The sequence below is a fragment of the Lysobacter claricitrinus genome (genome assembly GCF_045866565.1).
GTDB lineage: Bacteria > Pseudomonadota > Gammaproteobacteria > Xanthomonadales > Xanthomonadaceae > Cognatilysobacter > Cognatilysobacter claricitrinus.
Genome location: NZ_BAAFZV010000002.1, coordinates 162631 through 185908, shown reverse-complemented (window position 1 = coordinate 185908; position 23278 = coordinate 162631). Strand labels below are relative to the sequence as shown.

General features: G+C 69.7%; 25 protein-coding genes. 17 read left to right on the top strand and 8 right to left on the bottom strand.

The window, feature by feature from the left end; all coding sequences use genetic code 11:
* Window positions 1-51 precede the first annotated feature (51 nt).
* Window positions 52-1305 carry a chromate efflux transporter gene (gene chrA, locus ACKTTN_RS05555; protein ID WP_407908896.1) on the bottom strand — a complete coding sequence of 418 codons (1254 nt, stop codon included), beginning with the start codon at window positions 1303-1305 and terminating at the stop codon, window positions 52-54.
* Between the two features lie 139 nt (window positions 1306-1444).
* On the opposite strand from chrA, the gene ACKTTN_RS05550 reads away from it, so the two are divergent.
* The 5 genes from ACKTTN_RS05550 to ACKTTN_RS05530 all read left to right on the top strand — a co-directional run bounded on the left by ACKTTN_RS05550 (window position 1445) and on the right by ACKTTN_RS05530 (window position 7205).
* Window positions 1445-1984, top strand: a complete 540-nt coding sequence (locus tag ACKTTN_RS05550; protein WP_407908895.1) for a GNAT family N-acetyltransferase — start codon at window positions 1445-1447, stop codon at window positions 1982-1984.
* 45 nt (window positions 1985-2029) lie between these two features.
* Window positions 2030-5527, top strand: coding sequence for a transcription-repair coupling factor (gene mfd / locus ACKTTN_RS05545; protein WP_407908894.1), 3498 nt, complete (start codon window positions 2030-2032; stop codon window positions 5525-5527).
* A gap of 75 nt (window positions 5528-5602) precedes the next feature.
* Window positions 5603-6124 (top strand): SixA phosphatase family protein, encoded by a 522-nt coding sequence (locus ACKTTN_RS05540; RefSeq protein WP_407908893.1) that lies wholly within the window; start codon window positions 5603-5605, stop codon window positions 6122-6124.
* 58 nt (window positions 6125-6182) lie between these two features.
* Window positions 6183-6563 (top strand): hypothetical protein, encoded by a 381-nt coding sequence (locus tag ACKTTN_RS05535; RefSeq protein WP_407908892.1) that lies wholly within the window; start codon window positions 6183-6185, stop codon window positions 6561-6563.
* Window positions 6564-6734: 171 nt separating this feature from the next.
* Complete coding sequence (locus ACKTTN_RS05530; RefSeq protein ID WP_407908891.1) at window positions 6735-7205, top strand: hypothetical protein; 471 nt, start codon at window positions 6735-6737, stop codon at window positions 7203-7205.
* Between the two features lie 33 nt (window positions 7206-7238).
* Here the strand turns inward: ACKTTN_RS05530 and ACKTTN_RS05525 are convergent, their stop codons facing one another.
* The 4 genes from ACKTTN_RS05525 to ACKTTN_RS05510 form a co-directional block, all read right to left on the bottom strand.
* A complete protein-coding gene (locus tag ACKTTN_RS05525) occupies window positions 7239-8066 on the bottom strand; it encodes a pirin family protein (protein WP_407908890.1) in 828 nt (275 codons plus the stop codon).
* Window positions 8067-8170: 104 nt separating this feature from the next.
* The gene (gene rlmKL, locus ACKTTN_RS05520) at window positions 8171-10330 is read right to left on the bottom strand and encodes a bifunctional 23S rRNA (guanine(2069)-N(7))-methyltransferase RlmK/23S rRNA (guanine(2445)-N(2))-methyltransferase RlmL (RefSeq protein WP_407908889.1); all 2160 of its coding nucleotides are present in this window, start codon (window positions 10328-10330) and stop codon (window positions 8171-8173) included.
* A gap of 3 nt (window positions 10331-10333) precedes the next feature.
* On the bottom strand, window positions 10334-10858 hold the full coding sequence (locus ACKTTN_RS05515) for a YqiA/YcfP family alpha/beta fold hydrolase (protein ID WP_407908888.1): 525 nt from the start codon (window positions 10856-10858) through the stop codon (window positions 10334-10336).
* A gap of 55 nt (window positions 10859-10913) precedes the next feature.
* Window positions 10914-11411 (bottom strand): MOSC domain-containing protein, encoded by a 498-nt coding sequence (locus ACKTTN_RS05510; RefSeq protein WP_407908887.1) that lies wholly within the window; start codon window positions 11409-11411, stop codon window positions 10914-10916.
* 78 nt (window positions 11412-11489) lie between these two features.
* Here ACKTTN_RS05510 and ACKTTN_RS05505 point away from each other — a divergent pair, with 78 nt between their 5' ends.
* The 3 genes from ACKTTN_RS05505 to ACKTTN_RS05495 are packed head-to-tail and all read left to right on the top strand — an operon-like array spanning window position 11490 to window position 13849.
* Window positions 11490-12077, top strand: coding sequence for an N-acetylmuramoyl-L-alanine amidase (locus ACKTTN_RS05505; RefSeq protein WP_407910017.1), 588 nt, complete (start codon window positions 11490-11492; stop codon window positions 12075-12077).
* 48 nt (window positions 12078-12125) lie between these two features.
* On the top strand, window positions 12126-13025 hold the full coding sequence (locus ACKTTN_RS05500; protein ID WP_407908886.1) for an acyl-CoA thioesterase: 900 nt from the start codon (window positions 12126-12128) through the stop codon (window positions 13023-13025).
* Window positions 13025-13849 (top strand): putative signal transducing protein, encoded by an 825-nt coding sequence (locus ACKTTN_RS05495; protein ID WP_407908885.1) that lies wholly within the window; start codon window positions 13025-13027, stop codon window positions 13847-13849. Before ACKTTN_RS05500 ends, ACKTTN_RS05495 begins: the two co-directional genes overlap by 1 nt.
* Before the next feature lie 114 nt (window positions 13850-13963).
* Here ACKTTN_RS05495 and ACKTTN_RS05490 read toward each other — a convergent pair whose 3' ends face one another.
* Window positions 13964-14764 carry a hypothetical protein gene (locus ACKTTN_RS05490; protein WP_407908884.1) on the bottom strand — a complete coding sequence of 267 codons (801 nt, stop codon included), beginning with the start codon at window positions 14762-14764 and terminating at the stop codon, window positions 13964-13966.
* A gap of 125 nt (window positions 14765-14889) precedes the next feature.
* On the opposite strand from ACKTTN_RS05490, the gene ACKTTN_RS05485 reads away from it, so the two are divergent.
* Together ACKTTN_RS05485 and ACKTTN_RS05480 are read left to right on the top strand one after the other, a co-directional pair.
* Window positions 14890-15633 (top strand): arginyltransferase, encoded by a 744-nt coding sequence (locus tag ACKTTN_RS05485; protein ID WP_407908883.1) that lies wholly within the window; start codon window positions 14890-14892, stop codon window positions 15631-15633.
* A complete protein-coding gene (locus ACKTTN_RS05480) occupies window positions 15630-16859 on the top strand; it encodes an endonuclease/exonuclease/phosphatase family protein (RefSeq protein ID WP_407908882.1) in 1230 nt (409 codons plus the stop codon). Before ACKTTN_RS05485 ends, ACKTTN_RS05480 begins: the two co-directional genes overlap by 4 nt.
* A gap of 12 nt (window positions 16860-16871) precedes the next feature.
* Here ACKTTN_RS05480 and ACKTTN_RS05475 read toward each other — a convergent pair whose 3' ends face one another.
* Together ACKTTN_RS05475 and purT are read right to left on the bottom strand one after the other, a co-directional pair.
* A complete protein-coding gene (locus ACKTTN_RS05475) occupies window positions 16872-17291 on the bottom strand; it encodes a hypothetical protein (RefSeq protein ID WP_407908881.1) in 420 nt (139 codons plus the stop codon).
* Between the two features lie 10 nt (window positions 17292-17301).
* Window positions 17302-18501 (bottom strand): formate-dependent phosphoribosylglycinamide formyltransferase, encoded by a 1200-nt coding sequence (purT, locus tag ACKTTN_RS05470; protein WP_407908880.1) that lies wholly within the window; start codon window positions 18499-18501, stop codon window positions 17302-17304.
* Window positions 18502-18555: 54 nt separating this feature from the next.
* Here purT and ACKTTN_RS05465 point away from each other — a divergent pair, with 54 nt between their 5' ends.
* From ACKTTN_RS05465 to ACKTTN_RS05435, 7 genes are read left to right on the top strand one after another with little or no spacing between them, the layout of a single operon-like run.
* On the top strand, window positions 18556-19560 hold the full coding sequence (locus ACKTTN_RS05465; RefSeq protein ID WP_407908879.1) for a hypothetical protein: 1005 nt from the start codon (window positions 18556-18558) through the stop codon (window positions 19558-19560).
* 48 nt (window positions 19561-19608) lie between these two features.
* Window positions 19609-20472: an SPFH domain-containing protein gene (locus tag ACKTTN_RS05460; RefSeq protein WP_407908878.1), complete on the top strand. Its 864-nt coding sequence runs from the start codon at window positions 19609-19611 to the stop codon at window positions 20470-20472.
* Entirely contained in the window at window positions 20472-20774 is a 303-nt protein-coding gene (locus ACKTTN_RS05455; RefSeq protein WP_407908877.1) for a hypothetical protein, read from the top strand. The genes ACKTTN_RS05460 and ACKTTN_RS05455 overlap by 1 nt, the downstream gene beginning before the upstream one ends.
* Window positions 20771-20959: an Arc family DNA binding domain-containing protein gene (locus ACKTTN_RS05450; RefSeq protein ID WP_407908876.1), complete on the top strand. Its 189-nt coding sequence runs from the start codon at window positions 20771-20773 to the stop codon at window positions 20957-20959. Before ACKTTN_RS05455 ends, ACKTTN_RS05450 begins: the two co-directional genes overlap by 4 nt.
* Entirely contained in the window at window positions 20956-21129 is a 174-nt protein-coding gene (locus tag ACKTTN_RS05445; protein WP_407908875.1) for a DUF4177 domain-containing protein, read from the top strand. The genes ACKTTN_RS05450 and ACKTTN_RS05445 overlap by 4 nt, the downstream gene beginning before the upstream one ends.
* A gap of 1 nt (window position 21130) precedes the next feature.
* A complete protein-coding gene (locus tag ACKTTN_RS05440) occupies window positions 21131-22468 on the top strand; it encodes an alpha/beta hydrolase (RefSeq protein ID WP_407908874.1) in 1338 nt (445 codons plus the stop codon).
* A gap of 9 nt (window positions 22469-22477) precedes the next feature.
* Window positions 22478-23269, top strand: a complete 792-nt coding sequence (locus tag ACKTTN_RS05435) for a M15 family metallopeptidase (protein ID WP_407908873.1) — start codon at window positions 22478-22480, stop codon at window positions 23267-23269.
* The last annotated feature ends 9 nt before the right edge of the window (window positions 23270-23278 follow it).

The following is a 23278-nucleotide window of genomic DNA, read 5'->3' as shown; positions in this document are numbered from 1 at the left end:
CGGTTCAGATAGGCCGGCGAGTCTACCAATCGGCCGTGCATGCACCGCGCATCAGCGCAGGATCGTGTCGATCACAACGCCGAGCACACCGCAGGTGGGCACGAGCACGTAGACCGGCAAGCTGCGTCGGGCGCCGACGAAAACGCCCGCGGCCAGTGCGATCGCGGCCACCGCGTGCGCGGCATCGACGCGCGTGAGCAGCGTGGCGCCGAACCACAGCGCCAGTTGCGCGATCACGCCAACCACCGCGGCAGTAATGCCCGACAACGCGGCCGCCGCGGGCCGCCATCGGCCGATGCGGTCGACCCACGGCGCGAGCGTCAGCACCAGCAGGAAACTCGGCAGGAACGTCGCCCACACCGCGACCGCCGCGGCAAGGAATGCCGACGCCGTGGTCGACGGCAGGTCCGGATGCGCCCAGCCCGCTGCGAAGCCGACGTACTCGAGCACGAGGATCAGCGGGCCCGGCGTGGTTTCGGCCAGCGCGAGGCCCGCCATCATGCGGTCGGTCGACAGCCAGCCGTAGGTGTCGACCGCCTGCCCCGCCACGTACGGCAATACGGCGTACGCGCCGCCGAAGGTGAACAACGCGGCGCGCGACAGGAACGCGCCGACGGCGACGCTCGTGCTGCCGCGACCGAGCCACGCCGCGAGCGCCACGAGCGGGGCCAGCCACGCCGTCGCCAGCATCGCGAACACCCCGGCGCTGCGCGCGATCGACGGCGATGCTCCCACGTCGACTGGCGCTACATCGGGATGGCACCGGCGCTGCGTCGCCCATCCGATGAGCGCCGCCGCCAGCATCACCCACGGGAACGCGACGTGCGCGACCGCCACCGCGATCAGCGCACCGAGTGCGAGCAGTCGCGCGGTCACCGTCTTCAGCACGCGACGCCCGAGGCGCTCGAGCGCCGACGCGAGCAGCCCCAGCACCGATGCCTGCAGGCCGAACACGATGCCTGCCGTGGCCGGCAGCGACTGTCCCGCGAAATACATCCACGACAGCGCCGCCAGCAGCAGCGATGCCGGCAGCACGAACAGCGCGCCGGCGACCAGCCCGCCGCGCAATCCGTGCAGGCGCCAACCGATCCATGTCGCCAGCTGCATCGCTTCCGGGCCGGGCAGCAGCATGCAGACGTCGAGCGCGCGGGTGAACGTGGTCTCGTCGATCCAGCGCCGGCGGTCGACCAGCTCGGCATGCATGATCGCGATCTGCCCGGCGGGGCCGCCGAAGCTGATGCAGCCCAGCAGCAGCCAGAACCGCAACGCGGCGCGGAACGTCGGGCGCGCGGGAGCGTCGCTCATGCAGCGAAGCGGCAGTGGTCGCGCGGTGGCACGCTGGTCGCCGGGCCGCCGCGCGCTGACTGTCGCTGGTTCGACTGCGGTTGGGTCACGCGGGCTCCAGACGACGGAAGGCTCACGCGCATTCTGGAACGATCCAGCGATGGCAGCGCGCGACCGTCTCCCGCCCTGGCACGAACGCCATCGTCTTCCGAACGGCCGTGAGGTGCTGATCCGTCCCATCCGCCCGGAGGACGCCGAGCCGCTGCGTGCGGGGTTTGCGCTCCTCGAACCGGACGCGGCGCGGGCGGGACTGGCCCGCAGCGACGACTTGTCGGCCTCCGACGCCGAACGCCTGGCGCGGCCGAACCCGCGCACCGAGTTCACCCTGGTCGCCACCGACCTCGACTCCCCCGGCGAAGCCCTCATCGGCGCGATCGCCCACGTGCAGACCGACGCTGCGGGGAAAGAAGGCGACTTCAGCATCCTCGTCAGCCGCTTCGTCGCCGGCATGGGCATGCGCCGCTACCTGCTGACCCGCGTGGCCAAGTGGGCGCGCAGTCGCGGGCTGGCGACGCTTCGCGGCGAACTGCCGCAGGACGCCGACGTGATCGGGCTGGCCGAGTCGCTGGGCTTCCACAAGGCCGACGCCGGACGCGATCCGTCGCTGGTGCGGGTGGCGCTGGACCTGCCGCGCCGATGACCGTACTCAGGGCGTGCGACGCGCTTCAGTAGAATCGCGCGCCTCATGTCGACCCCTCTCCTTCCCGTTCCGCCGCTGCCGAAAGCCGGCCAGCAGCGCGCCTGGTGGCGCGCGCCGCTCTCGCCGTCCGCGCTCGCCTTCCACATCGCCGCCACGGCGACCGCACACGACGCCCCGTTGCTCGCAATCACCCGCGACAACCAGACTGCGCACCAGCTCGAGGGCGACCTGCGCACGCTGCTCGGCCCGCGTGCCGGTGTCGATGGCGACACGCCGGTGCTCGCGTTCCCCGACTGGGAAACGCTGCCCTACGACGCGTTCAGCCCGCACCCCGACATCGTCAGCCAGCGCCTGGCGACGTTGCATCGGCTGCCCCACCTCAAGCGGGGCGTGGTGGTGCTGCCGGTGCAGACGCTCATGCAGCGCCTCGCGCCGCCCAGGCACGTGGTCGGCGGCAGCTTCGACGTTCGCGTCGGCCAGCGGCTGGATCTCGACTCGGAGAAGCGTCGCCTCGAAGCCGCGGGCTACCGCCACGTGCCGCAGGTGCTCGACCCCGGCGATTTCGCCGTGCGCGGCGGCCTGCTCGACGTCTATCCGATGGGTGCCGACCAGCCGTTCCGCATCGAAATGCTCGACGACGAGATCGACACCATCCGCGTGTTCGATCCCGAATCGCAGCGCTCGCTGGAGAAGATGGAGCGCATCCATCTGCTGCCGGGCCGCGAGTTGCCGCTGGACGACGCCGCGCTCAAGGGCGCACTGGAACGCCTGCGCGAACGTTTCGACGTCGACACGCGCCGCAGCTCGCTCTACCAGGACCTGAAATCGGGCCTCGCGCCCAGCGGCGTCGAGTACTACCTGCCGCTGTTCTTCGACGACACGGCCACGCTGTTCGACTATCTCGACCGCGGCGTGCTGCCGATCGTCACCGAAGGCAGCTTCGAGGCCGCCGACCAGTTCTGGGCGCAGACCGGCGATCGCTACGAACAGCGTCGCCACGACGTCGAACGCCCGGTGCTGCCGCCGTCGGAGCTGTACCTGTCGCCCGATGCGTTGCGCGGCGTGTTCAACGAAACCTCGCGTATCGAAGTCTGCGGCGCGAACCACGCGCAGCTCGACCGCGCGCAGGCGCTGGGCGACCAGCCGGCGATGCCGCTGCCGCTCGCGCCACGCGATCCCGCCGCGGCCGATTCGCTGAAATCGTTCCTCGCCGCGTATCCGGGCGACGTACTGATCGCCGCCGACAGCGCGGGCCGTCGGGAAGCGTTGCTTGAACTGTTCGACGCGGTCGGCCTCGCACCGACCGTTCTGCCCGACTGGACGACGTTCTACGAACGCGGCCCGGCGGCGCCGACGCCGCACGACAAGCTCGTCGCGATCGCCGTCGCCCCGCTCGACGACGGCTTCGCGATCTCGACGCCGACCTTCACCGTCCTCACCGAACGCCAACTGTTCCCGGAGCGCGCGTCGCAGCCGCGGCGTCGCAAGCGCGTCGGTCGCGAGCCGGAAGCGATCATCCGCGACCTCGGCGAGCTCACCGAAGGCGCGCCGATCGTCCACGAAGATCACGGTGTCGGCCGCTATCGCGGGCTGGTGACGCTCGACGTCGGCGGCACGCCCGGCGAATTCCTCGACATCGAATACGCCAAGGGCGACCGTCTGTACGTACCGGTCGCGCAGCTGCACCTGATCAATCGTTACTCCGGCGCGTCGGAAGAAACCGCGCCGCTGCATTCGCTCGGTGGCGAGCAGTGGCAGAAGGCGAAGAAGAAGGCGGCCGAGAAGGTTCGCGACGTCGCCGCCGAACTGCTCGAAATCCAGGCCAAGCGGCAGGCGCGCGCCGGGCTCGCGATCGACGTCGACCGCACCATGTACGAACCGTTCGCCGCCGCGTTCCCGTTCGAGGAAACGCCGGACCAGGCATCGGCGATCAGCGCGGTCGTACGCGACCTGCAGTCGAGCCAGCCAATGGACCGCGTGGTCTGCGGCGACGTCGGCTTCGGCAAGACCGAAGTCGCGGTGCGCGCGGCGTTCACCGCGGCTGCGGGCGGCAAGCAGGTCGCACTGCTCGTGCCGACGACGCTGCTGGCCGAGCAGCACTACCGCAACTTCCGCGACCGCTTCGCCGACTGGCCGATCCGCGTCGAAGTGCTGAGCCGCTTCAAGTCGAAGAAGGAGATCGCCGCGGAGCTGGAGAAGGTTGCCGAAGGCACCATCGACGTCATCGTCGGCACGCATCGCCTGCTGCAGCCGGACGTGAAGTTCAAGGACCTCGGCCTCGTCATCGTCGACGAAGAGCAACGCTTCGGCGTGCGGCAGAAGGAGGCGCTGAAGGCGCTGCGCGCGAACGTGCACCTGCTCACGCTGACGGCGACGCCGATCCCCCGCACGCTCAACATGGCGATGGCCGGCCTGCGCGATCTGTCGATCATCGCCACGCCGCCCGCGCATCGCCTCGCGGTGCAGACATTCGTGGTGCCTTGGGACGACGCGCAGCTGCGCGAAGCCTTCCAGCGCGAGCTGTCGCGCGGCGGCCAGGTCTACTTCCTGCACAACGACGTGGAGTCCATCGGCCGCATGCAGCGCCAGCTGCAGGAACTCGTGCCCGACGCGCGCATCGGCGTCGCGCACGGGCAGATGCCGGAGCGCGAGCTCGAAAAGGTCATGCTCGACTTCCACAAGCAGCGCTTCAACGTGCTGCTGTCGACGACGATCATCGAGTCGGGCATCGACATCCCCAACGCGAACACCATCATCATCAACCGCGCCGACAAGTTCGGCCTGGCGCAGCTGCACCAGCTGCGTGGGCGCGTCGGCCGCTCGCACCACCGCGCCTATGCCTACCTCGTCATCCCCGATCGCAAGGCGATCACCGACGACGCACGCAAGCGCCTCGACGCGATCAGCGCGATGGACGAACTCGGCGCCGGGTTCACCTTGGCGACGCACGACCTCGAGATCCGCGGCGCGGGCGAGCTGCTCGGCGAAGAGCAGAGCGGGCAGATGACGGAGGTCGGCTTCAGCCTGTACACCGAACTGCTGGAGCGCGCGGTGCGTTCGATCCGCCAGGGCAAGCTGCCAGATGTCGACATGGCCGAAGCGCGTGGCGCCGACGTCGAACTGCACGTGCCGGCGCTCATTCCCGACGACTACCTGCCGGACGTGCACACGCGCCTGACACTCTACAAGCGCATCAGCAGCGCGAAGAACGTCGATGAGCTGCGCGAGTTGCAGGTCGAGATGATCGATCGGTTCGGCCTGCTGCCGGATGCGGCGAAGAACCTGTTCGCGATCGCCGAACTCAAGCTGGACGCGACGCGGCTGGGCATCCGCAAGCTGGAACTGGGCGAGTCGAACGGGCGCGTGCAGTTCGTCGAAAAGCCGAACGTCGATCCGATGGCGGTGATCCGGCTCATCCAGGGCCAGCCCAAGCTCTACAGGATGGACGGCCCCGACAAGCTGAAGCTGAAGCTCGAGCTGCCGGAGCCGGCGCAACGCATCGCCGCCGCGCGCGGGCTGCTGATCACGCTGGCCGCGCGCTGACATGACCAGCTGCACATGCGCGTCACCCGCGGGCGCGCTGTGATGCGTGGATTCCGGTTGGGGGAAACCGTCGCCATGCGCAGCCTGTTCCTGCGGCTCGTCGCGTTGTCCATGCTGGCGCTGCCCGGCGCGTGCGCGACCGCGCGCACCGACGTCGAGCCCGGCACCACGTTCGTGCTGATCCGCCACGCCGAAAAGGCCGACGACGACCCGCGCGATCCGTCGCTGTCGCAGGCCGGCCGCAAGCGCGTCGACAAACTGGTCTCGCGCCTGCGCGACACACCCCTCACCGCCGTCTACGCCAGCGGCTACCGTCGCACGCAGCAGACGGCCGCACCGATCGCCGCCGCGCACCACCTGGCCGTGGCGACCTACGACGCCGCGCGCCCGGCCGCGGATTTCGCCGGCGCGCTGCGCAGCGCGAATCCCACCGGCACGGTGCTGGTCGTCGGCCACAGCAACACCATCCCGGCGCTCGCGCAGGCGCTGTGCAGCTGCGACATCGGCCCGACCGCCGATAGCGAATACGGCCGCCGCATCACCATCCGCGTACTGCCGGACGGGCGCGCCACGGTGGACGACCGCCGCGAGCCGTGAACTCGCCACGACATACGGCCGGCTAGGCTCGGTGGGTCCCCTTCGACCGGAGTCGCCGATGCCCCGTCTCGCCAGTGCGTTCCTTCCCCTGCTCCTGCTCGCCGGCTGCGCGTCCGCCGGTGCGGGCGGCGGCCACACCGTCGCCGCCGGAACCCCGGTGACGCTCGCCAAGGGCGAGACGATCACCCTGCCCGACGCCTCGACACTCACCTACGTCGACGTCAACAGCGATTCGCGCTGCCCGCCGAACGTGCAGTGCATCCAGGCCGGAACCGCGATCGTCGGCTTCCGCCATTCGATGGGCGGCATGTCGCACGACGTGGTGCTCGATTCGGCCAAGTCGCCCACGGCGGATCTCGACGCGACCTGGCGCCTGACCCTGGTCACGCTGGATTTCGCATCGCCGCCCAACGCCACCGTGCGCGTCGATCGCCGCTGATTCCGCCGGAAAAACCCGAGGCGCGCCGTGTTTACGTGACGCGGCGCGTCTTTTTTTGACGCGCCGCGACATGACAGGCGGGGACATCGCAAGCCTGAATAGAGATCATTTGTCAAGCGCTTTGGAACGGACTATGTTCGGGCTGTGGTCGCGGCCGTCGCCGCGATACGCATGGGGAACATCATGGTCAAGACCATTCGCGCAACGATCGGCTTCACGCTGCTCGCGATGGGGGGCTACGCGCACGCACAGGCCACGACGACCTGCCCGACGCTGCCCGCCGACAGCGGCCTTACCTGGGAAACAAAAACCGCAGGCGGCACGCAGTTCTGCCGCGCCATGCGCGCGGACGGGAGCGAGGCGTTCGGCCTGTACCTGGCCGCGCAGACGCCGTTCAAACCGAATCGCGGCGATCGCGCCGAGGAAGTGAAGATCGACGGCCGCGACACCTACTGGTATCGCAGCGAACTCGCGGGCCAGCCGGACGTGCAGGCACGCGAGACAGCGATCTCGCTCGCCGACGGCCGCGTCGCGTATCTGTGGATCCAGGCCAAGTCGAACGACGATCTGGCGAAGGCGATCGCACAGAGCAGCACGCTGCGGTTCGGCACCGGCGGCGGCGCGCAGCTGACGAGCAAGTAACGGCGACGGCCGGGCACGCGCCCGGCCGTTATTTCAGAAGCGGCCGGCCTGGTAATCCGCGAAGGCCTGCTCGAGTTCCGCGCGCGTGTTCATCACGAAAGGGCCGTAGCGCGCGACAGGTTCGCGCAAGGGTCGACCCGCGATGAGCAGCACGCGCGCCGCGCCAGTCGCCTCGAATCCGACGCTTCCGCCGTCGAGCACACCGAGTTGCTTCGTGCGCACGAGCTGTCCGCCGACGCTCGCATCGCCTTCGAACACGTACACGAAGCCGGCGTGGCCTTCGGGCAGTTCGTACGTCCACGACGCACCTGCATCGAGCGCGATGTCGAGATAGACGGGCGACGTGGCCGGCTGCGCGATCGGCCCGACCGAACCATCGACCTCGCCGGCGATCACCTTTACCGATACGCCGGCAGCAGGTTGCGCGACCGGAATGCGCTCGGGCGCGAATTCCTGGTACTTCGGCTCGCCCATCTTGTCGCGCGCCGGCAGGTTCACCCACAGCTGGAAACCGCGCATGCGGCCTTCCTGCTGCTCGGGCATCTCCGAGTGCACCAGCCCGCGCCCCGCGGTCATCCACTGCACGCTGCCGGGCACCAGCACGCCTTCGTTGCCGTGGTTGTCGCGGTGGCGCATGCGCCCGTCGAGCATGTAGGTGACGGTCTCGAAGCCGCGATGCGGGTGGTCCGGGAAGCCGGCGAGGTAGTCCTGCGGCTGGTCGGTGCCGAACTCGTCGAGCATCAGGAACGGATCGAGATGATCGAGCTGCGGCGTACCGATCACGCGCGTGAGCTTGACGCCAGCGCCGTCCGACGCCGGCATGCCGGTCGCGAGGCGGGTAACACGGGCGGGACGGGACATGGGCGACCTCCAGCGATTCGATGCCGGAAAGCATGGCGGCGCGACCGGCAAACCGAAGTGGGCACGGAGCGCACGTTTCGTTCCATCCGTGACGCCAGCCCGGGTCAGTCGCGCGCGGTGATGCGCCAGCAGCGGTGGATGCGCGCGTCGCGCTCGAAATCAGGCGGAATGGTGCTGGCGCTGATGTCCTCGACATTCGCGAAGACCGACACCTGCGCCTCGTCCAGCTTGAAGCGGCGGTAGTTGTTGGAGAAATACAGCACGCCACCCGGCGCCAGGCGTGCGACCGCCGCACGCAACAGGCGCACGTGCGAGGCCTGCACGTCGAAGTCGTTCGCGCGCTTGGAGTTCGAGAACGTCGGCGGGTCGCAGAACACGAGGTCGTATTGTCCGGTGTCGCCTTCCAGCCACGCGATGGCGTCGGCCTGCACCAGCCGGTGGCGCGAACCGCCGACACCGCTCTCCTGCAGGTTGTCCGCACACCACTGCAGATAGGTCGATGACAGGTCGACCGTCGTCGTCGAGCGCGCGCCGCCCAGCGCCGCGTGCACGGTCGCCGCACCGGTGTAGGCGAAGAGATTGAGGAAGCGCGCGTCGCGTGCATCTTCGGCGATCCGCAGGCGCAGCGGCCGGTGATCGAGGAACAGGCCGGTATCGAGGTAGTCGAACAGGTTCACGCGCAGGTGCGCGCGACCCTCGCGCACGACAACGAACTCGCCGCGACGATCGAAGTGCCCGTACTTGCTGCCGCCCTTGCCACGCTCGCGCGTCTTCAGTGCGACGTTGTCGCGCGGCACCGCGAACACCTCGCGCGCGGCGTTCAGAAGTTCATTGCGACGACGACGCGTATCGGCTTCCGGAATGTCGGCCGGCGCGGCGTATTCCTGCACGTGCAGGAACGTGCGCGGTTCGCGTTCGTCGGTGGTGTAGACGTCGATCGCCGCCGAGTATTCCGGCAGGTCGGCATCGTAGGCGCGGAAGCAGGTGATGCCTTCGCGCTCGCGCCAGGATTTCAGCTTGCGCAGGTTCTTGCGCAGTCGATTGGCGACCATCTCGGCGCCGGGCGACAACGCGGTCGGCGGCTGGACATTCGCCGCATCGCGCGCAGGGCCGATGGGGTCGACCGTGAGCAGCACCGTCTCGATCGCGCCGTTGAACATGCGGTACGTCTTCTTCGCACGCAGGCCAGTCGATCGCGCGAGCGATTCATCGCCGCAGAGCAGGCTTGCACGCCATGTCGGCAGGGTGCGACGCAGTGCGTCGCCGAGCGCGCGATAGAGCGCGGGATCCGCTTCGAGGCGCGCGTCGTAAGGCGGATTGCAAACCACGACGCCGGTGCCTGCGGCAGTTTCGGGCGGCAACGTCGACGCGAGATCGCGCACGTCGGCCGCCTGCCAATCGATCATGTCGACAAGCCCCGCCGTGATCGCGTTGTCGCGCGCGGCACGAACGGCCAGCGGATCGATGTCGCGGCCGAAAAATACGTGGCGTAGCGCGGCGCGACCTTCCGCTTCGCGACGGATCGCATCGACGCACACATCCTTCCACGTGCCCGTGTCGAAACCGGGCCAGCGCGTCGGCACATCGTCGCCATGGCGCAGCAGTCCGGGCGCGACGTCGGCGGCCATCAGCGCGCCTTCGATCATCAGCGTGCCGCTGCCGCACATCGGGTCGAGAAGCGCACCGCCCTCGCGATACGCCTCCATCCAGCGCCCGCGCATCAGCACGGCGGCGGCGAGGTTTTCCTTCAGCGGTGCATCGACCTGCTTGCGACGCCAGCCGCGTCGATGCATCGGCGCGCCCGACAGGTCGATCGACAGGATCGCGCGGCCCTTTCGCACGACGAGGCTGATGCGGACGTCCGGCGCCTCGAGATCGACGTCCGGACGCGCGCCCGTCTTCGCGCGCAGCGTGTCGACGATCGCGTCCTTCACGCGCTGCGCCGCGTACTGCGCGTGGGTCAGGCCGCTGCCGCTCACATGCGCATCGATCGCGATGGTCGCGCGTGGCGGAACGTGCTGCGTCCAGTCGACGGCGGATGCACCGGCATACAACGCGTGCTCGTCGGCGCAGTCGAACTCGGCGATCGGCCACAGGATGCGGCTGGCGAGCCGCGACCACATCACCGCGCGTTGCGCATCGATCGGCGTGCCTTCGACGTTCGCACCGGCAACGGTCGCGGTAGCGTGCGCACAGCCGAGCGCTAGCAGCTCGTCGACGAGCAGGTACTCCAGGCCCTTGCCGCAGCTGGCGAAAAAACGCATCGGTCAGAGCCTCGCGAGCAGCGCGGCGAACGCGTTCGCGCTGGCCTCGACATGGTTGGACAGCCGGTGCGCGTCGTCGACCAGCAGCAGCGTGGCGCGGCGCTTGTGGGACCACGCGATCACGTCGTCGGCGGGAATCAGTTCGTCGTCCCAGCCGTGGATGATCGAGGTCGGTACGTGCGCGGCTTCGAGCGGATGTTGCGCGTCGAGACGGATCGGCGGCGCCATCAGGAACAGGCCGGCGATGTCGAACTCCTGCGACACCCGCCCGCTGACCCATGCACCCAGGCTCGAACCCGCCAGCACGACGAGCCCGCGCTGCGCCGCGTCGCGCACGCGATCGCGCAGGCGCTCGACGCGCGCGGCCACGTCGCCGAGCGGGCTGACGTGGCGCATGGCGTCGAGATCCGTGTAGTCCGGTCGCTCGTGCGTGAAGCCCAGGCGCGCGGCGACGTCGGCCAGCGCCGTCACCTTGGTGGCGTCGGGGCCGCTTTCGAAGCCGTGGGAGAGGATGCAGTGTCCGCGCATGCGGGGGCCGAGCCGAGAAAGACCGCCATTGTCGCCGGTCCGTGCACCGGGCGTGTCAGTCGAGCGCGATGACGGCGTCGCCGAGGCGGATTGCGCCGCCTTCGACGATGCGCGCGCACAGCCCGCCGTGGCCGCGCATCGCGTTGTAGCCGCCCTCGCCCAGCGCCGCTTCCATCTTCGAGCACGGGTCGCAGGGTCCGGTGCCTTCGAGCACGACGTCGCCGATGCGGAAACGCCGGCCCTTGAGCGCGATCACCGGGAGTCCGCTGACCACGACATTGCGACGCAGCAGCGAAGGGTCGATCGCATCGACGCCCGCGAGGCCGGCGATCACCGGCAGATGCTCGGCCTGCAGCAGGGTGACGCCGCGCTTGCCGCTGCCGCCGGCGTAGCGGTCGCCGACGAGGCCCTTGTCGGCCACGGCCTCGACGACGTCACGCGCCAGCACCGGCGCATCGCGCGCGGGCCGCACGCCCAGCCATTCCACGCGGCCCTCGCGCGGAAAACGGGCCATCAGCGCGCCGAGCATCGAGCGATCGGGAAAGCGGTTCATGCCCGGATCGTAGCGTCGACCCGTGACGTCGAATGCGTACGCGGCCCGCCGGCCGCCAGCGGTTAGCATCGCCGCATGCTGCCCGACCTCCCGCCCCTGCCCATCGACGTCGATCCCCTGCCCTACGAGTCCCGCCTTGCCGCGCGGCCGCTGTCGCAGGTCGACCTCGTCGTCATCCATTGCACCGAAGTGCCAACGCTCGCCGAATCGCGCATGTTCGGCGAAAAGGTGCTCTACGAAGGCAGCGGCACCGGCAACAGCGGGCACTTCTACATCGACCGCGACGGCTCGCTGCACCAGTACGTATCGACGGATCGCGTGGCCAACCACACGCGCGGCTACAACCCGCGCTCGATCGGCATCGAACTGGTGAACACCGGCCGCTACCCGCGCTGGCTCGACGCCGACCACCAGGCGATGACCGAGCCCTACACGCCGGCGCAGATCGATACGCTGGTAGCGCTGCTGAAGCGGCTCGTCGCCCGGCACCCTGCGCTGCGATTCATCGCCGGGCACGAGGACCTCGACACCACGATGGTCGAAGCCACGGACGACCCGACCCGGCAGGTGCATCGAAAGCGCGACCCCGGCCCGCTGTTCCCCTGGGACCACGTGCTGGCCGAGGTGCCGCTGCAGCGCCTGAACGTGCCCGCCGCCGGGCCGTAAAACACCGGCCGGTATACTTCGCGGCCGTTCCGCAAGGATTTTCCGCGCATGACCTCCCCGGTTTCCGAGCTGGTCGACCTGCTCGCGGTCGAACGCCTCGAAGACAACGTGTTCCGCGGCCAGAGCCGCGACATCGGCACCAAGTACGTCTTCGGCGGGCAGGTGCTCGGCCAGGGCCTGGCCGCCGCACAGAACACGATGGACTCCGCCAAGGACCCGCGCGCCGCGCATTCGCTGCACGCCTACTTCCTGCGCGCCGGCGACATCGAAGCACCGATCCTCTACATGGTCGACCGCACGCGTGACGGCGGCAGCTTCTCGGTCCGCCGCGTGACCGCGATCCAGCACGGCCAGCCGATCCTGTTCCTCGCCGCGTCGTTCCAGCACGAGGAAGAAGGCAACGAGCACCAGCTGTCGATGCCCGAAGTGCCACAGCCGGAAGACGTCGAACACGACCACGCGGTGCCGCCGGAAGTGCTCGCGCGCCTGCCGACCAAGGTGCAGCGCTGGCTGTCGCGGCAGGGGCCGTTCGAGTTCCGCCACGTGTATCCGCGCGACGAGCTGCGTCCGCCCAAGCGCCCGCCTTACCAGCAGGTATGGTTCCGCCTGAGCGAGAAGGTGGGCGACGAACCCGAACTGCATCGCGCACTGCTGACGTACGCGTCCGATTTCCACCTGCTCGGTACCGCGACGTTCCCGCACGGCATCAGCTATTACCAGCCGAACGTGCAGATGGCCTCGCTGGACCACGCGCTGTGGTTCCACCGCCCGTTCCGCGCGGACGACTGGCTGCTGTATTCGATCGACAGCCCCAGCGCGCAGGGCGCGCGTGGCCTTGCGCGCGGCATGATCTACGACCGCCAGGGCCGGCTCGTCGCCAGCACCGCGCAGGAAGGCATGATCCGCGTGCTCGACGACAAGGCCGCCCGCGGCCCGATGGTCGGCTGATGCGCCAGGTCTTTTCCAGCGCGCGGCTCGAGAACGTCGAACGCGTCGCCGCGCTGTTGCGCGAGGCGGACATTGAAGTACGCATCACCGACGGCCGCTCGTACAAGGGCGGGCGCCGCTCGACGGTGAGTTATCGCGACCAGGGCGAAGCGGCACGGCCAGCGGTGTGGGTGGTTCGATCGGAAGACAGCGGACGCGCACGCGAGATCCTGCGCGACGCCGGCCTGCTCGACTCGACGCGCCCCAGCGACGCCAAGCTCAGCTTCCGCTCCGAATTCGGCGACGAAACCACGCGCACGCCGGCGCAGCGACGCGCGACCAAGGTCAAGGTCGCGCTGCTGTTCGGCATCGTGATCGTGGTGGTGATGGCGTTCTTCCGCGCGGGTCGCACACCGGCGCCGCCCGCGCTGGCGAGCGGTCCGTTCGACGGCCACGTCGCCGCCACGCTGATCCCGGTCGCACAGGCCGTGCTCGCGAAGGAGCTGCCGGGCGTCGACACGCCCGTCGCGTGCATCGCGGTCGATCATCGCGACGCGCCGCGCGAAGTGCGCGATGTCCTGCGTCCGCGTGCGGGGCTGACCATCGTGCCGGCATCGCATTGCCAGCGCATCGCGGACGAGAACATCGGCTCCGTGCATCCGCCGTCGAAGAACAAGGCGACGATGGTCGACGTCGATCATTTCCGGCCGACCTCGCCCGACGCCGGCACGATCGAATACAGCGCCTACCACCACCGCATGTGGGCCAAGTACAAGACGCTGGAAGTGCGTCGCGTCAACGGCGAGTGGCAGGTGACGAAGACGCTGAAGGTCGTCGCGCCGTAACCGATTCGCGCCGCGCGACGTCGCATCCCGACATTGCGCCGATCGCTCTCGCAAACGCCGAAAAAAATTGGCCCGCGTCGGAGAACGCGGGCCAAGTCGTGCAGGTTGGGGAAATCAGGACTTGCCGGTGCCGCCCGAGCCGACGCCGTTCGCGCGCTCCGGATGCATGCGCTTGAACGCGCCGCGCATCTCGTTGCGGTCGACGAAGCCGTCGTGGTTGGCGTCCATCTCGTCGAACTTCGACGCGAACGGCGAGCTGCCGGCTTCGGCGCGGCTCAGTCGGCCGTCCTTGTCGGCGTCGAGCTTCGCGAGGCCGCCGCGACCTTCGTGCTTCGGGCGCTCGTTCGCGTCGATGCGGCCGTCGTGGTTGGCGTCGAGCTGGTCGAACTTCTGCGACAGCTGCGGGATCTTGGCCGCTTCGGTGCGGTCGATCGCGCCGTCGCTGTTGGCGTCGAGCCGCTTCCAGCCGTCCCCGTGACCTTCGCGCATGCCATCGCGCTGCGGACGCTCGGACGCGTCGATCCGGCCGTCCTTGTTCTTGTCGAGCTGGTCGAAGTGCTCGGCGAAGCGCGGCATCTTGGCCGCTTCGGCGCGATCGATCACGCCGTCGTTGTTGGCGTCGATCCTCTTCCAGCCGCCCTCATGGCCACCGCGCATGCCGTCATGCTGCGGGCGCTCGGAGGCGTCGATGCGACCGTCCTTGTTCTTGTCGAGCTGATCGAATCTGGCCGCGAAGCCCGGGCGCGCGGCGGCTTCGGTGCGATCGATCACGCCATCGCCGTTGGCGTCGATGCGGGCATGGGTGCGCGCGCCGGCGGTGGCGGTCGTCGACGCGGTCGTCGGCTGGGCTGCGTACGCCGCACCGGCGGCGAGGACCGAGGCGACAGCGAGGGCGAGGATCTGGGTGTGCTTCACGTGCGTTACTCCGGGTGCCAGGCGTTGCCGCCGATGCAGGGGAAACGCCCGGCCGCGGACGCGGTTGACGTGAACGCGCGCGTGTTCAGCCGCGGGCCAGCCGCAACGGGCGGTATGCTGCGGCCATGGGCAACACCCCGGCGCGCGAGGGCGAGGATCTCCGCCTGTTCCACACAGGCCTGCACGACTGCGGCTACTGGCCGGACCGGCAGGCGCGCGACCTCGTGCTCGATCCGCGCGACCCCCGCCTTCCCGACTGGTACGCACTCGCGCTCGGCTGGGGCTTCCGCCGCTCCGGCGACATCGTCTACCGCCCGCATTGCGCGTCGTGCCGCGCCTGCACGCCGGTGCGAATCCCGGTGGCCGGCTTCCATCGCAACCGCACGCAGCGCAAGACGCTCCGTCGCAACGCCGATCTCGTCATGCGCATCTGCCCGGCCGAGCGCACCGAGGAACATCTCGACCTGTATCGCGCCTACCTGTCGACGCGCCACGCCGGCGGCGGCATGGACGGCCACGGCGCACCGGAGTTCGACCAGTTCCTCGTCGGCCGCTGGAGCCGCACGCGTTTCCTGGAATTCCGCACGTCGACGCCCGACCACACATTGCTCGCCGTCGCCGTCACCGACATGACGCCCGATGCGTTGTCGGCGGTCTACACCTTCTACGACCCCGCGCATGCCGATCGCGGGCTCGGCAACTACGCGATCCTGCGCCAGCTGCAGTGGGCGGCCGAGGAAGGCCGCGCGCACCTGTATCTCGGCTACTGGATCGCGGGCCATCGCAAGATGGATTACAAGCAGCACTTCCGCCCGCTCGAAGCCTTCGACGGCCGCCAGTGGCTGGCCTTTCCCGACGAGACGCCATGACCCGACTCCTGACTGCCGCGCTGCTGATCGCGGCGCTGCTTGTGCTTGCCTCCTGCGTGCGCGTCCGTGTGCAGGGAGACCGCGACCAGTGGGCGCACGACATCCGTGCGAACGGCGCCGCCGCGCTGCGCATCGCCACGTACAACACGTCGCTCAATGACGACCGCGCAAACGGGCTCATCGAGCGACTCGAGAGCGGTGACGCGAATGCGCGCAAGGTCGCCGCGGTGCTGCAACGCGTGCGGCCCGACATCGTGCTGCTCAACGAGTTCGACTACGACGATGCGTATCGCGCGGCCGACCTGTTCCAGCAACGGTATCTCGGCGTCGCGCAGCCCGGTGGTGGCGACGCACTGACGTATACCTATCGCTATCTCGCACCCGTCAACACGGGCGTGCCGAGCGGATTCGATCTCGACCGCAACGGCGTCGTGGGGGGCGAAGGGCGCAGCGCAGGCAACGATTCGTGGGGCTTCGGACTGCACCCGGGCCAGTACGGCATGCTCGTGCTGTCGCGCTACCCGATCGATACGAATGACGTCCGCACCTTCCAGCATTTCCTCTGGAAGAACCTGCCGGACGCACGCGCACCGCGTGATCCGAAGACGGGCGAGCCGTGGTATTCGGCAGCCGCGTGGGCGAAGTTCCCGCTGTCGTCGAAGTCGCATTGGGACGTGCCGATCCGCACGCCGCTCGGTCGCATCCACGTGCTCGCCGCGCACCCGACGCCACCGGTGTTCGACGGCCCCGAGAACCGCAACGGCCTGCGCAACTACGACGAGATCCGCTTATGGGCGGACTACGTGTCGCCCGGCGACAAACCATGGCTCTGCGACGACCGCGGCCATTGCGGCGGGCTCGCGCAAAACGCCTCGTTCGTGATCCTCGGCGACCACAACGCCGATCCGGTCGATGGCGACGGCGAACCCGGCGCGATCCTGCAGCTGGTGAACCATGCGCGCGTCAACGGCCGCGTGCCGCCGACCAGCGAAGGCGGCCCCGAACGCGCGGCGCACTACGGCTTCGCACGCAAGGGCGATACGACCACCCACACCGGCGACTTCGGCCCCGAGGCCGGCACGCTGCGCCTGGACTACGTGCTGCCGTCGAACGACCTGCCCGTGCGCGGTGGCGGCATGTTCTGGCCGAAGGCCGGCGCGCCGGGCAGCGAACTGCTCGACGCCAGCGACCACCATCTCGTCTGGCTCGACCTCGCGCCGCGCTGACCCGCGAACGCCTCAGCCTTCCGGCGGGCGCCGGCGATCGTCGTCGACCGACGCGTTCGCACCCGACGGCTGCGCGGCGTGCGGCATCGCGGTCGAGGGCTCCTTCGGCGCCGGCGCGTCCGGGCCGACCACCGGCAACGCATTCGCGCGCGGTTCGCGATCACGCGCGAATCCGAACGCGATGTCGCTGTGGATGGACACGATCATGCGCACCATCGACATCGGGATCATGAGCTCCATCTCGGCATCGTCGCCACGCTCGTTCTTCGCAGGCAGCGTCATCTCGACGAACGCGCCGCCGGTGTCGACCACGTGGCAGCGGATGTGCTTTCCCGCCGGGCCGTCCTGCACGTAGGGCTTGATGCCGTCGCCGAGCGCTTCCCACGCCTGCTCGAAGAGAAAAACGGCGTAGCCGCTGGTGTGCTCGGTCATGCAGGCGTCCTCATTTCAGGTCGATGTTCAACGCCGCGGCCGACTGCCGCGCACGTTCGCGCGCATCCTCCACGTCGGCGCCGAGAGCCAGCGTGACGGCTACGCGGCGCTGTCCGGCCACGCGCGGCTTGCCGAACAGTCGAAGCGCGGTATCAGGATGCGACAACGCGTCGCCGAGGTTCGAGAACACGGGAACGCCGTGCCCTTCCGCGAGCACCGCGCACGACGCCGCGGCACCGTATTCGCGGATCGCGGGAATCGGCAGGCCGAGGATCGCGCGGGCATGCAGCGCGAACTCGGAGAGATCCTGCGAGATCAGCGTCACCAGGCCGGTGTCGTGCGGGCGTGGCGATACCTCGCTGAACCACACATCGTCGCCGCGCACGAACAGCTCGACGCCGAACAGGCCCCAGCCGCCGAGTTCGTCGGTGATCGCACGCGCGATGCGCTGCGCCGTCGCCAGCGCGCGCGTGCTCATCGCCTGCGGCATCCAGCTTTCGCGATAGTCGCCATCGCGCTGCAGGTGGCCGACCGGCGCGCAGAACGTGGTGCCGCCCACGTGGCGCACAGTGAGCAGCGTGATCTCGTAGTCGAAGTCGACGAAGCCCTCGACGATGACGCGTCCCGCGCCGGCGCGGCCGCCGGTCTGCGCGTACTCCCACGCCTTCTCGACCTCGCCCTCGACGTGCACCGTCGACTGGCCCTTGCCTGACGACGACATCACCGGCTTCACCACGCACGGCAGGCCGACCGCCGCGATCGCGTCGACGTACTCCTCGTAGGTGTCGACGAAGCGGTACGGCGAGGTCGGCAGCTCCAGCGTTTCGGCGGCGAGGCGGCGGATGCCCTCGCGATCCATCGTCAGCCATGCCGCGCGCGCGGTCGGGATGATGCGCGTGGGCGTGCCGTCCTGCTGGTAATGCAGCTCCAGCTCGACCAGCGTCGGCGTGTGGATCGCCTCGATCTCCGGCACCACCAGGTGCGGCTTCTCGAGATCGATCAGCGCGCGGATGGCGTCGGCGTCGAGCATGTCCAGCACATGGCTGCGATGCGCCACCTGCATCGCCGGCGCATCGGCATAGCGGTCGGCGGCGATGACCTCGCAGCCCAGGCGCTGCAGCTCGATCGCGACCTCCTTGCCCAGCTCGCCCGAGCCCAGCAGCAGCACGCGCGTGGCGTAGGGAGACAGCGGTGTTCCGATCGTGGGCATGGCGGGTGCGTCCTGCGGAAGGTGCACAGTCTAGGCGTCGACCGCATCGACGGCATGACCCACGCACCACTGCGTGCGCGTCGCATGGTCGATCACCGGCGACGCGCATGCGATCCTGTGCGCATGCGTCGACCGGGGCTGCCCATCCGACTGCGCGGCGGCCTCGCCTGCGCGCTGGCGATCGTGCTTGCGAGCTGCTCGCGGGCGCCCGTCGACGGCGATGCGCGCGTGAGCGGGCTGATGCTGGACTCGCAGCTGAGCGAGATCAGCGGGCTCGCGGTGTCGAACCGCCATGCCGACACGCTGTGGATGCACGACGACGGCGGCAATCCGCCGCGCCTGTTCGCGGTGGATCGCGACGGCGGGCGCAAGGCCACGTTCCGCGTGGAAGGCGTGCCCAAGACCGACTGGGAAGACATCGCTGCGTTCCGCCAGCAGGGCCGCGACTACCTGATGCTGGCCGACACCGGCGACAACGGCGGCCTACGTCGCACCCTGCAGCTGCACGTGATCGAGGAGCCGGCGAAGCTCGAGAACGCGCGGCTGAAGCCGGCGTGGTCGATCGTGTTCCGCTGGCCCGACGGTCCACGCGACTGCGAGGCCGTGGCGGTCGACGTGAGCCGCGGCGAGGTGCTGCTGATCTCCAAGCGTCGCCAGCCGCCCGAGTTGTTCCGCCTGCCGTTGCATCCGCAGGTCGACCCGCCCGCCGTCGCCGAACGCATCGCCCGCCTGCGCATGCCCGCCGCGCTCGCGCCGCAGAGCGGCACTGACGAGCGCGCGCCGCTGTCGGCGCAGGTCACCGCGGCCAGCGTCTCGCCCGACGGACTTCGGCTTGCGGTGCTGACCTACCGCTACCTGCTGGTCTACAAGCGCGCCCCCGACGAGGACTGGGCGCGCGCGGTCGCGCATCCGCCGCGGGTGCTGACTCTCCCCTGGCTGCCGCAGGCCGAGGCCATGGGCTGGGACCGCGACGGCCGCCATGTCTTCACCACGGGCGAATTCGTGCCCGCGCCGCTGTACCGGATCGACGTCGACGCGGATGCCGACGAGCGGCGTTAGCGTGTGATATCGATCTGATATCGTTTCCTCACCACTGAGGGAACATCCATGAAAGAGATCCAAGCCCGTTCGCTGCCCGGTATCCCGGTCCTGCTCGCGCTGCTGGTTGCCGGCCTCGCCGACGGTGCGTTCTTCCTGCAGGCCGCCGCCGAGGGCCCGCCCACGCGCGTCATGATCGCCGTGCTGATCGGCGCCGTGCTGTTCCTCTGCCTGTTCGGCCTCTACATGCTCGAGCCCAACCAGGCCGCGGTGCTGAGCCTGTTCGGCCGTTACGTCGGCAGCGACCACAAGAACGGCCTGCGCTGGAACAACCCCTTCTATTCGAAGAAGAAGGTGAGCCTGCGCGTTCGCAACTTCGAGAGCGGCAAGCTCAAGGTCAACGAACTCGATGGTTCGCCCATCGAGATCGCGGCGGTGATCGTCTGGCAGGTCGCCGACACCGCCGAAGCCGTGTTCAACGTCAACGACTACGAAAGCTTCGTGCACATCCAGGCCGAATCGGCACTGCGTGCGATGGCGACGAGCTATCCGTACGACCAGCACGAGGAAGGGCAGCTCGCGCTGCGCAGCCACGCCGCGGAGATCAGCAAGCACCTTGCCGAGGAACTGGCCGAACGCCTCGCCGATGCCGGTGTGCAGGTGGTCGACGCGCGCATCAGCCACCTCGCCTACGCGCCGGAAATCGCCCAGGCCATGCTGCAGCGCCAGCAGGCGAACGCGATCATCGCGGCACGCACGCGCATCGTCGCCGGTGCGGTAGGCATGGTGCAGATGGCGCTCGCCGAGCTCGAGAAGAACGGCGTCGTGCACCTGGACGAGGAGCGCAAGGCGCAGATGGTCAGCAACCTGCTGGTCGTGCTGTGCGGTGAACGCGGCACGCAGCCGATCGTCAATGCGGGCTCGATCTACTGATGGACGGCTCGGCCATCGCGCTCGCTTTCGCGCTGACCAGCGTGCCGGCATTCCTGATCGCGCAATCGCTGGCGCGCAGTGCGCAGCGGCGCGATCCGGACGAGCGCGAGTCGCACCTGGCCGCGGTGCTCGTGCGATTCATGCGCGTCGTCGGCTGCACGATGCTGGTCGGCGCCGCCGCGATGTTGTGGGCCCGCAGCGACGTCAACCGCATCGTCATCGTGGCGCTCGGCATCGCGCTCGCAGTCAACGCACTGGCGATCGCGATGCTGGTCGCCGTGCTGCGCGGGCGTCGCCGGTGAGCGAGAAAAAGGCCTACCCGCTGCGCATCAACGCCGAGGTGCTGGCGGCGGTGCAGCGCTGGTCCGACGACGAGCTGCGCAGCCTCAACGCCCAGATCGAATACGTGCTGCGCGACGCCCTGCGCAAGGCCGGCCGGCTGCCCAAGCCCGGCGATTCCACGCCCGCGGAGGGCGACGAGACATGAGCGGTCGACGCTGGTCGTACAAGGTCGTGCAGGTGAAGCCGAGATTGTTCGGCGCGCGCACAGCCGACGTGGAAGCAGCACTCGCGCAACACGGACAGGCGGGCTGGGAGCTCGTCAACGCCGTGCAGGTCGGCATCTACTGCTGGCTCTACCTCAAGAGGGAAATCTGACATGCGGACGTCGACGAAATCCTTCGCTGCCGTGGCCATCGTGCTGCTGATCGCCGCCACCGCCGCAACCGGTGCGCGCGCCGCGCCGCCGCCCACCGACGTGGCCCTGCAGCTGCTCGACCGCCTCGACGCCGGCAGCTATGAATCCGCCGAGGCGTTCTTCGACGCGGCGATGCGGCAGGCGGTGCCGGTCGACCGCCTGGCCGGCGTCTGGCAGTCGCTGCCGGCCGCGCGCGGACGCGGCGTTCCGCAGGTGCGCGCCGTCGAAGGCGCCACCGTCGTGACCATCCCGCTGCATCGCGATGGCGCGGAAATGCTCGCGCAGGTCGCGGTCGGCGCCGACGGCGAGGTCAAGGGCTTCTTCGTGCAGCCGGCAGCGCCCGCGCCGGCGGCCGCCCCGCCTGCCGACGCGCCGTACGTCGAGCGCGAAGCGGCGATCGGCACGGGCGCGAGCGCGCTGCCCGCGACGCTGGCGATGCCGCGCGGTGCGGGCCCGTTCCCCGCCGTCGTGCTGGTGCATGGCTCCGGGCCGCAGGACCGCGACGAGACGATCGGCGCGAACCGCCCGTTCCTCGACCTCGCCCGCGGCCTCGCCGCGCGAGGCGTCGCCGTGCTGCGCTACGAGAAGCGCACGCATGCGCATCCCGAAGCGTTCGCGGGCCACGACTTCAGCGTCGACGACGAAACGACCGACGACGCCGTCGCTGCGATCGCCATGCTGCGCGCGCAGCCGGGAATCGATCCGTCGCGCGTGTTCGTGCTCGGCCACAGCCAGGGCGCGATGCTCGCGCCGCGCATCGCCGCGCGCTCGGGGCAGGCGGCCGGCGTGATCATGCTGGCCTCGCCGGCGCGACGCCTGCTCGACCTGCTGCCCGAACAGAACCGCTACCTCGCCAGTCTCGACGGCGTTCTCAGCGACGACGACAAGGCGGCGATCGCACGCATCGACGCGCTGATCGCCACGGTACGATCGGGCGGCGCGCTCGCAGCCGAGGACACCCCGCTCGGCTTGCCCGCCGCGTACTGGCGCTCCATCGACGCGATCGATCCGCTGGCCGATGCGCGCGCCTCGAAGCTGCCGATGCTGCTGTTGCAGGGCGGCCGGGACTTCCAGGTGACCGCCACCGACTGGTCGTTGTGGCAATCGGCATTCGGCGCGGATCCGCGCGCCACGCTGCACTTCTATCCCGCGCTCAACCACCTCGCCATCGCCGGCAGCGGCGCGGCGACCCCGCAGGATTACCAGACGGCGGGGCACGTCGACGCGCAGCTGCTGGCCGACGTCGCCGCGTGGATCGCCGCGCGGCACGCGGTGACGGCGGCGGCCACGGCCCGCTAACCTGCCCACATGCGCACGCGGCCGAACGTCCTCGTCAACACGCCCGACATCGAGGTCTGGCCCGCGCACCTGCTGCGCGCGCGCTCGAACGCCGATGCGCGTGCGCTGGCGGGCGCGACGCACGTGCTGCGCCGCAAGCGCGACGGCCGCTTCCTCGCCGCATCGTCCGCAGCCGGCATCGCGCCGCTCGCATGGAACTGGCGACGCGAAGCAGGTGTCGACGCCGCGTTGCAGGCCCTCGCGTCGTCGGCCCGCACGCACCATGTCGACGATCGCGACCTGCCGCTCGCGCGTATCGCACATCGACTGGAGGCGCTCGGCCTCGACGCCGACGCCTACGGCGAACGCACAGGCCTGGAGTTGGTCGCCGAACCCGCCGCGCTGTCGTTCGCAGGGTTCGACCGCTACCGCCGCGCGCTCTGGCTGCGGCCGGCAGCGGCGCGCGCGTGGCGCAACCTGCACGACGCCGCGCAACGCGACGGCATCGTGCTCGAGGCGATCTCGGGCTATCGCAGCCACGACTACCAGCTCGGCATCTTCGATCGCAAACTCGCGCGCGGCCAGACGGTCGACGAGATCCTCACCGTCAACGCGGCCCCGGGCTACAGCGAGCATCACTCGGGCCGCGCGCTCGACATTTCCGCGCCCGGTGAGCCACCAGCCGAAGAATCGTTCGAACGCAGCGCCGCCTTCGACTGGCTGCAACGCAACGCCGGCGCGTACGGGTTCGTCATGAGCTATCCGCGCGACAACCCGCACGGCATCGTCTACGAGCCGTGGCACTGGCGTCATCGCGGCTGATGCGCGTGA

What these genes read in the sequence shown, in the direction of transcription:
- chrA (WP_407908896.1), bottom strand. Translation starts at nt 1,305, where the DNA reads ATGAGCGACGCTCCCGCGCGCCCGACGTTCCGCGCCGCGTTGCGGTTC.
- ACKTTN_RS05550 (WP_407908895.1), top strand. Translation starts at nt 1,445, where the DNA reads ATGGCAGCGCGCGACCGTCTCCCGCCCTGGCACGAACGCCATCGTCTT.
- mfd (WP_407908894.1), top strand. Translation starts at nt 2,030, where the DNA reads ATGTCGACCCCTCTCCTTCCCGTTCCGCCGCTGCCGAAAGCCGGCCAG.
- ACKTTN_RS05540 (WP_407908893.1), top strand. Translation starts at nt 5,603, where the DNA reads ATGCGCAGCCTGTTCCTGCGGCTCGTCGCGTTGTCCATGCTGGCGCTG.
- ACKTTN_RS05535 (WP_407908892.1), top strand. Translation starts at nt 6,183, where the DNA reads ATGCCCCGTCTCGCCAGTGCGTTCCTTCCCCTGCTCCTGCTCGCCGGC.
- ACKTTN_RS05530 (WP_407908891.1), top strand. Translation starts at nt 6,735, where the DNA reads ATGGGGAACATCATGGTCAAGACCATTCGCGCAACGATCGGCTTCACG.
- ACKTTN_RS05525 (WP_407908890.1), bottom strand. Translation starts at nt 8,066, where the DNA reads ATGTCCCGTCCCGCCCGTGTTACCCGCCTCGCGACCGGCATGCCGGCG.
- rlmKL (WP_407908889.1), bottom strand. Translation starts at nt 10,330, where the DNA reads ATGCGTTTTTTCGCCAGCTGCGGCAAGGGCCTGGAGTACCTGCTCGTC.
- ACKTTN_RS05515 (WP_407908888.1), bottom strand. Translation starts at nt 10,858, where the DNA reads ATGCGCGGACACTGCATCCTCTCCCACGGCTTCGAAAGCGGCCCCGAC.
- ACKTTN_RS05510 (WP_407908887.1), bottom strand. Translation starts at nt 11,411, where the DNA reads ATGAACCGCTTTCCCGATCGCTCGATGCTCGGCGCGCTGATGGCCCGT.
- ACKTTN_RS05500 (WP_407908886.1), top strand. Translation starts at nt 12,126, where the DNA reads ATGACCTCCCCGGTTTCCGAGCTGGTCGACCTGCTCGCGGTCGAACGC.
- ACKTTN_RS05495 (WP_407908885.1), top strand. Translation starts at nt 13,025, where the DNA reads ATGCGCCAGGTCTTTTCCAGCGCGCGGCTCGAGAACGTCGAACGCGTC.
- ACKTTN_RS05485 (WP_407908883.1), top strand. Translation starts at nt 14,890, where the DNA reads ATGGGCAACACCCCGGCGCGCGAGGGCGAGGATCTCCGCCTGTTCCAC.
- ACKTTN_RS05480 (WP_407908882.1), top strand. Translation starts at nt 15,630, where the DNA reads ATGACCCGACTCCTGACTGCCGCGCTGCTGATCGCGGCGCTGCTTGTG.
- ACKTTN_RS05475 (WP_407908881.1), bottom strand. Translation starts at nt 17,291, where the DNA reads ATGACCGAGCACACCAGCGGCTACGCCGTTTTTCTCTTCGAGCAGGCG.
- purT (WP_407908880.1), bottom strand. Translation starts at nt 18,501, where the DNA reads ATGCCCACGATCGGAACACCGCTGTCTCCCTACGCCACGCGCGTGCTG.
- ACKTTN_RS05465 (WP_407908879.1), top strand. Translation starts at nt 18,556, where the DNA reads ATGACCCACGCACCACTGCGTGCGCGTCGCATGGTCGATCACCGGCGA.
- ACKTTN_RS05460 (WP_407908878.1), top strand. Translation starts at nt 19,609, where the DNA reads ATGAAAGAGATCCAAGCCCGTTCGCTGCCCGGTATCCCGGTCCTGCTC.
- ACKTTN_RS05455 (WP_407908877.1), top strand. Translation starts at nt 20,472, where the DNA reads ATGGACGGCTCGGCCATCGCGCTCGCTTTCGCGCTGACCAGCGTGCCG.
- ACKTTN_RS05445 (WP_407908875.1), top strand. Translation starts at nt 20,956, where the DNA reads ATGAGCGGTCGACGCTGGTCGTACAAGGTCGTGCAGGTGAAGCCGAGA.
- ACKTTN_RS05440 (WP_407908874.1), top strand. Translation starts at nt 21,131, where the DNA reads ATGCGGACGTCGACGAAATCCTTCGCTGCCGTGGCCATCGTGCTGCTG.
- ACKTTN_RS05435 (WP_407908873.1), top strand. Translation starts at nt 22,478, where the DNA reads ATGCGCACGCGGCCGAACGTCCTCGTCAACACGCCCGACATCGAGGTC.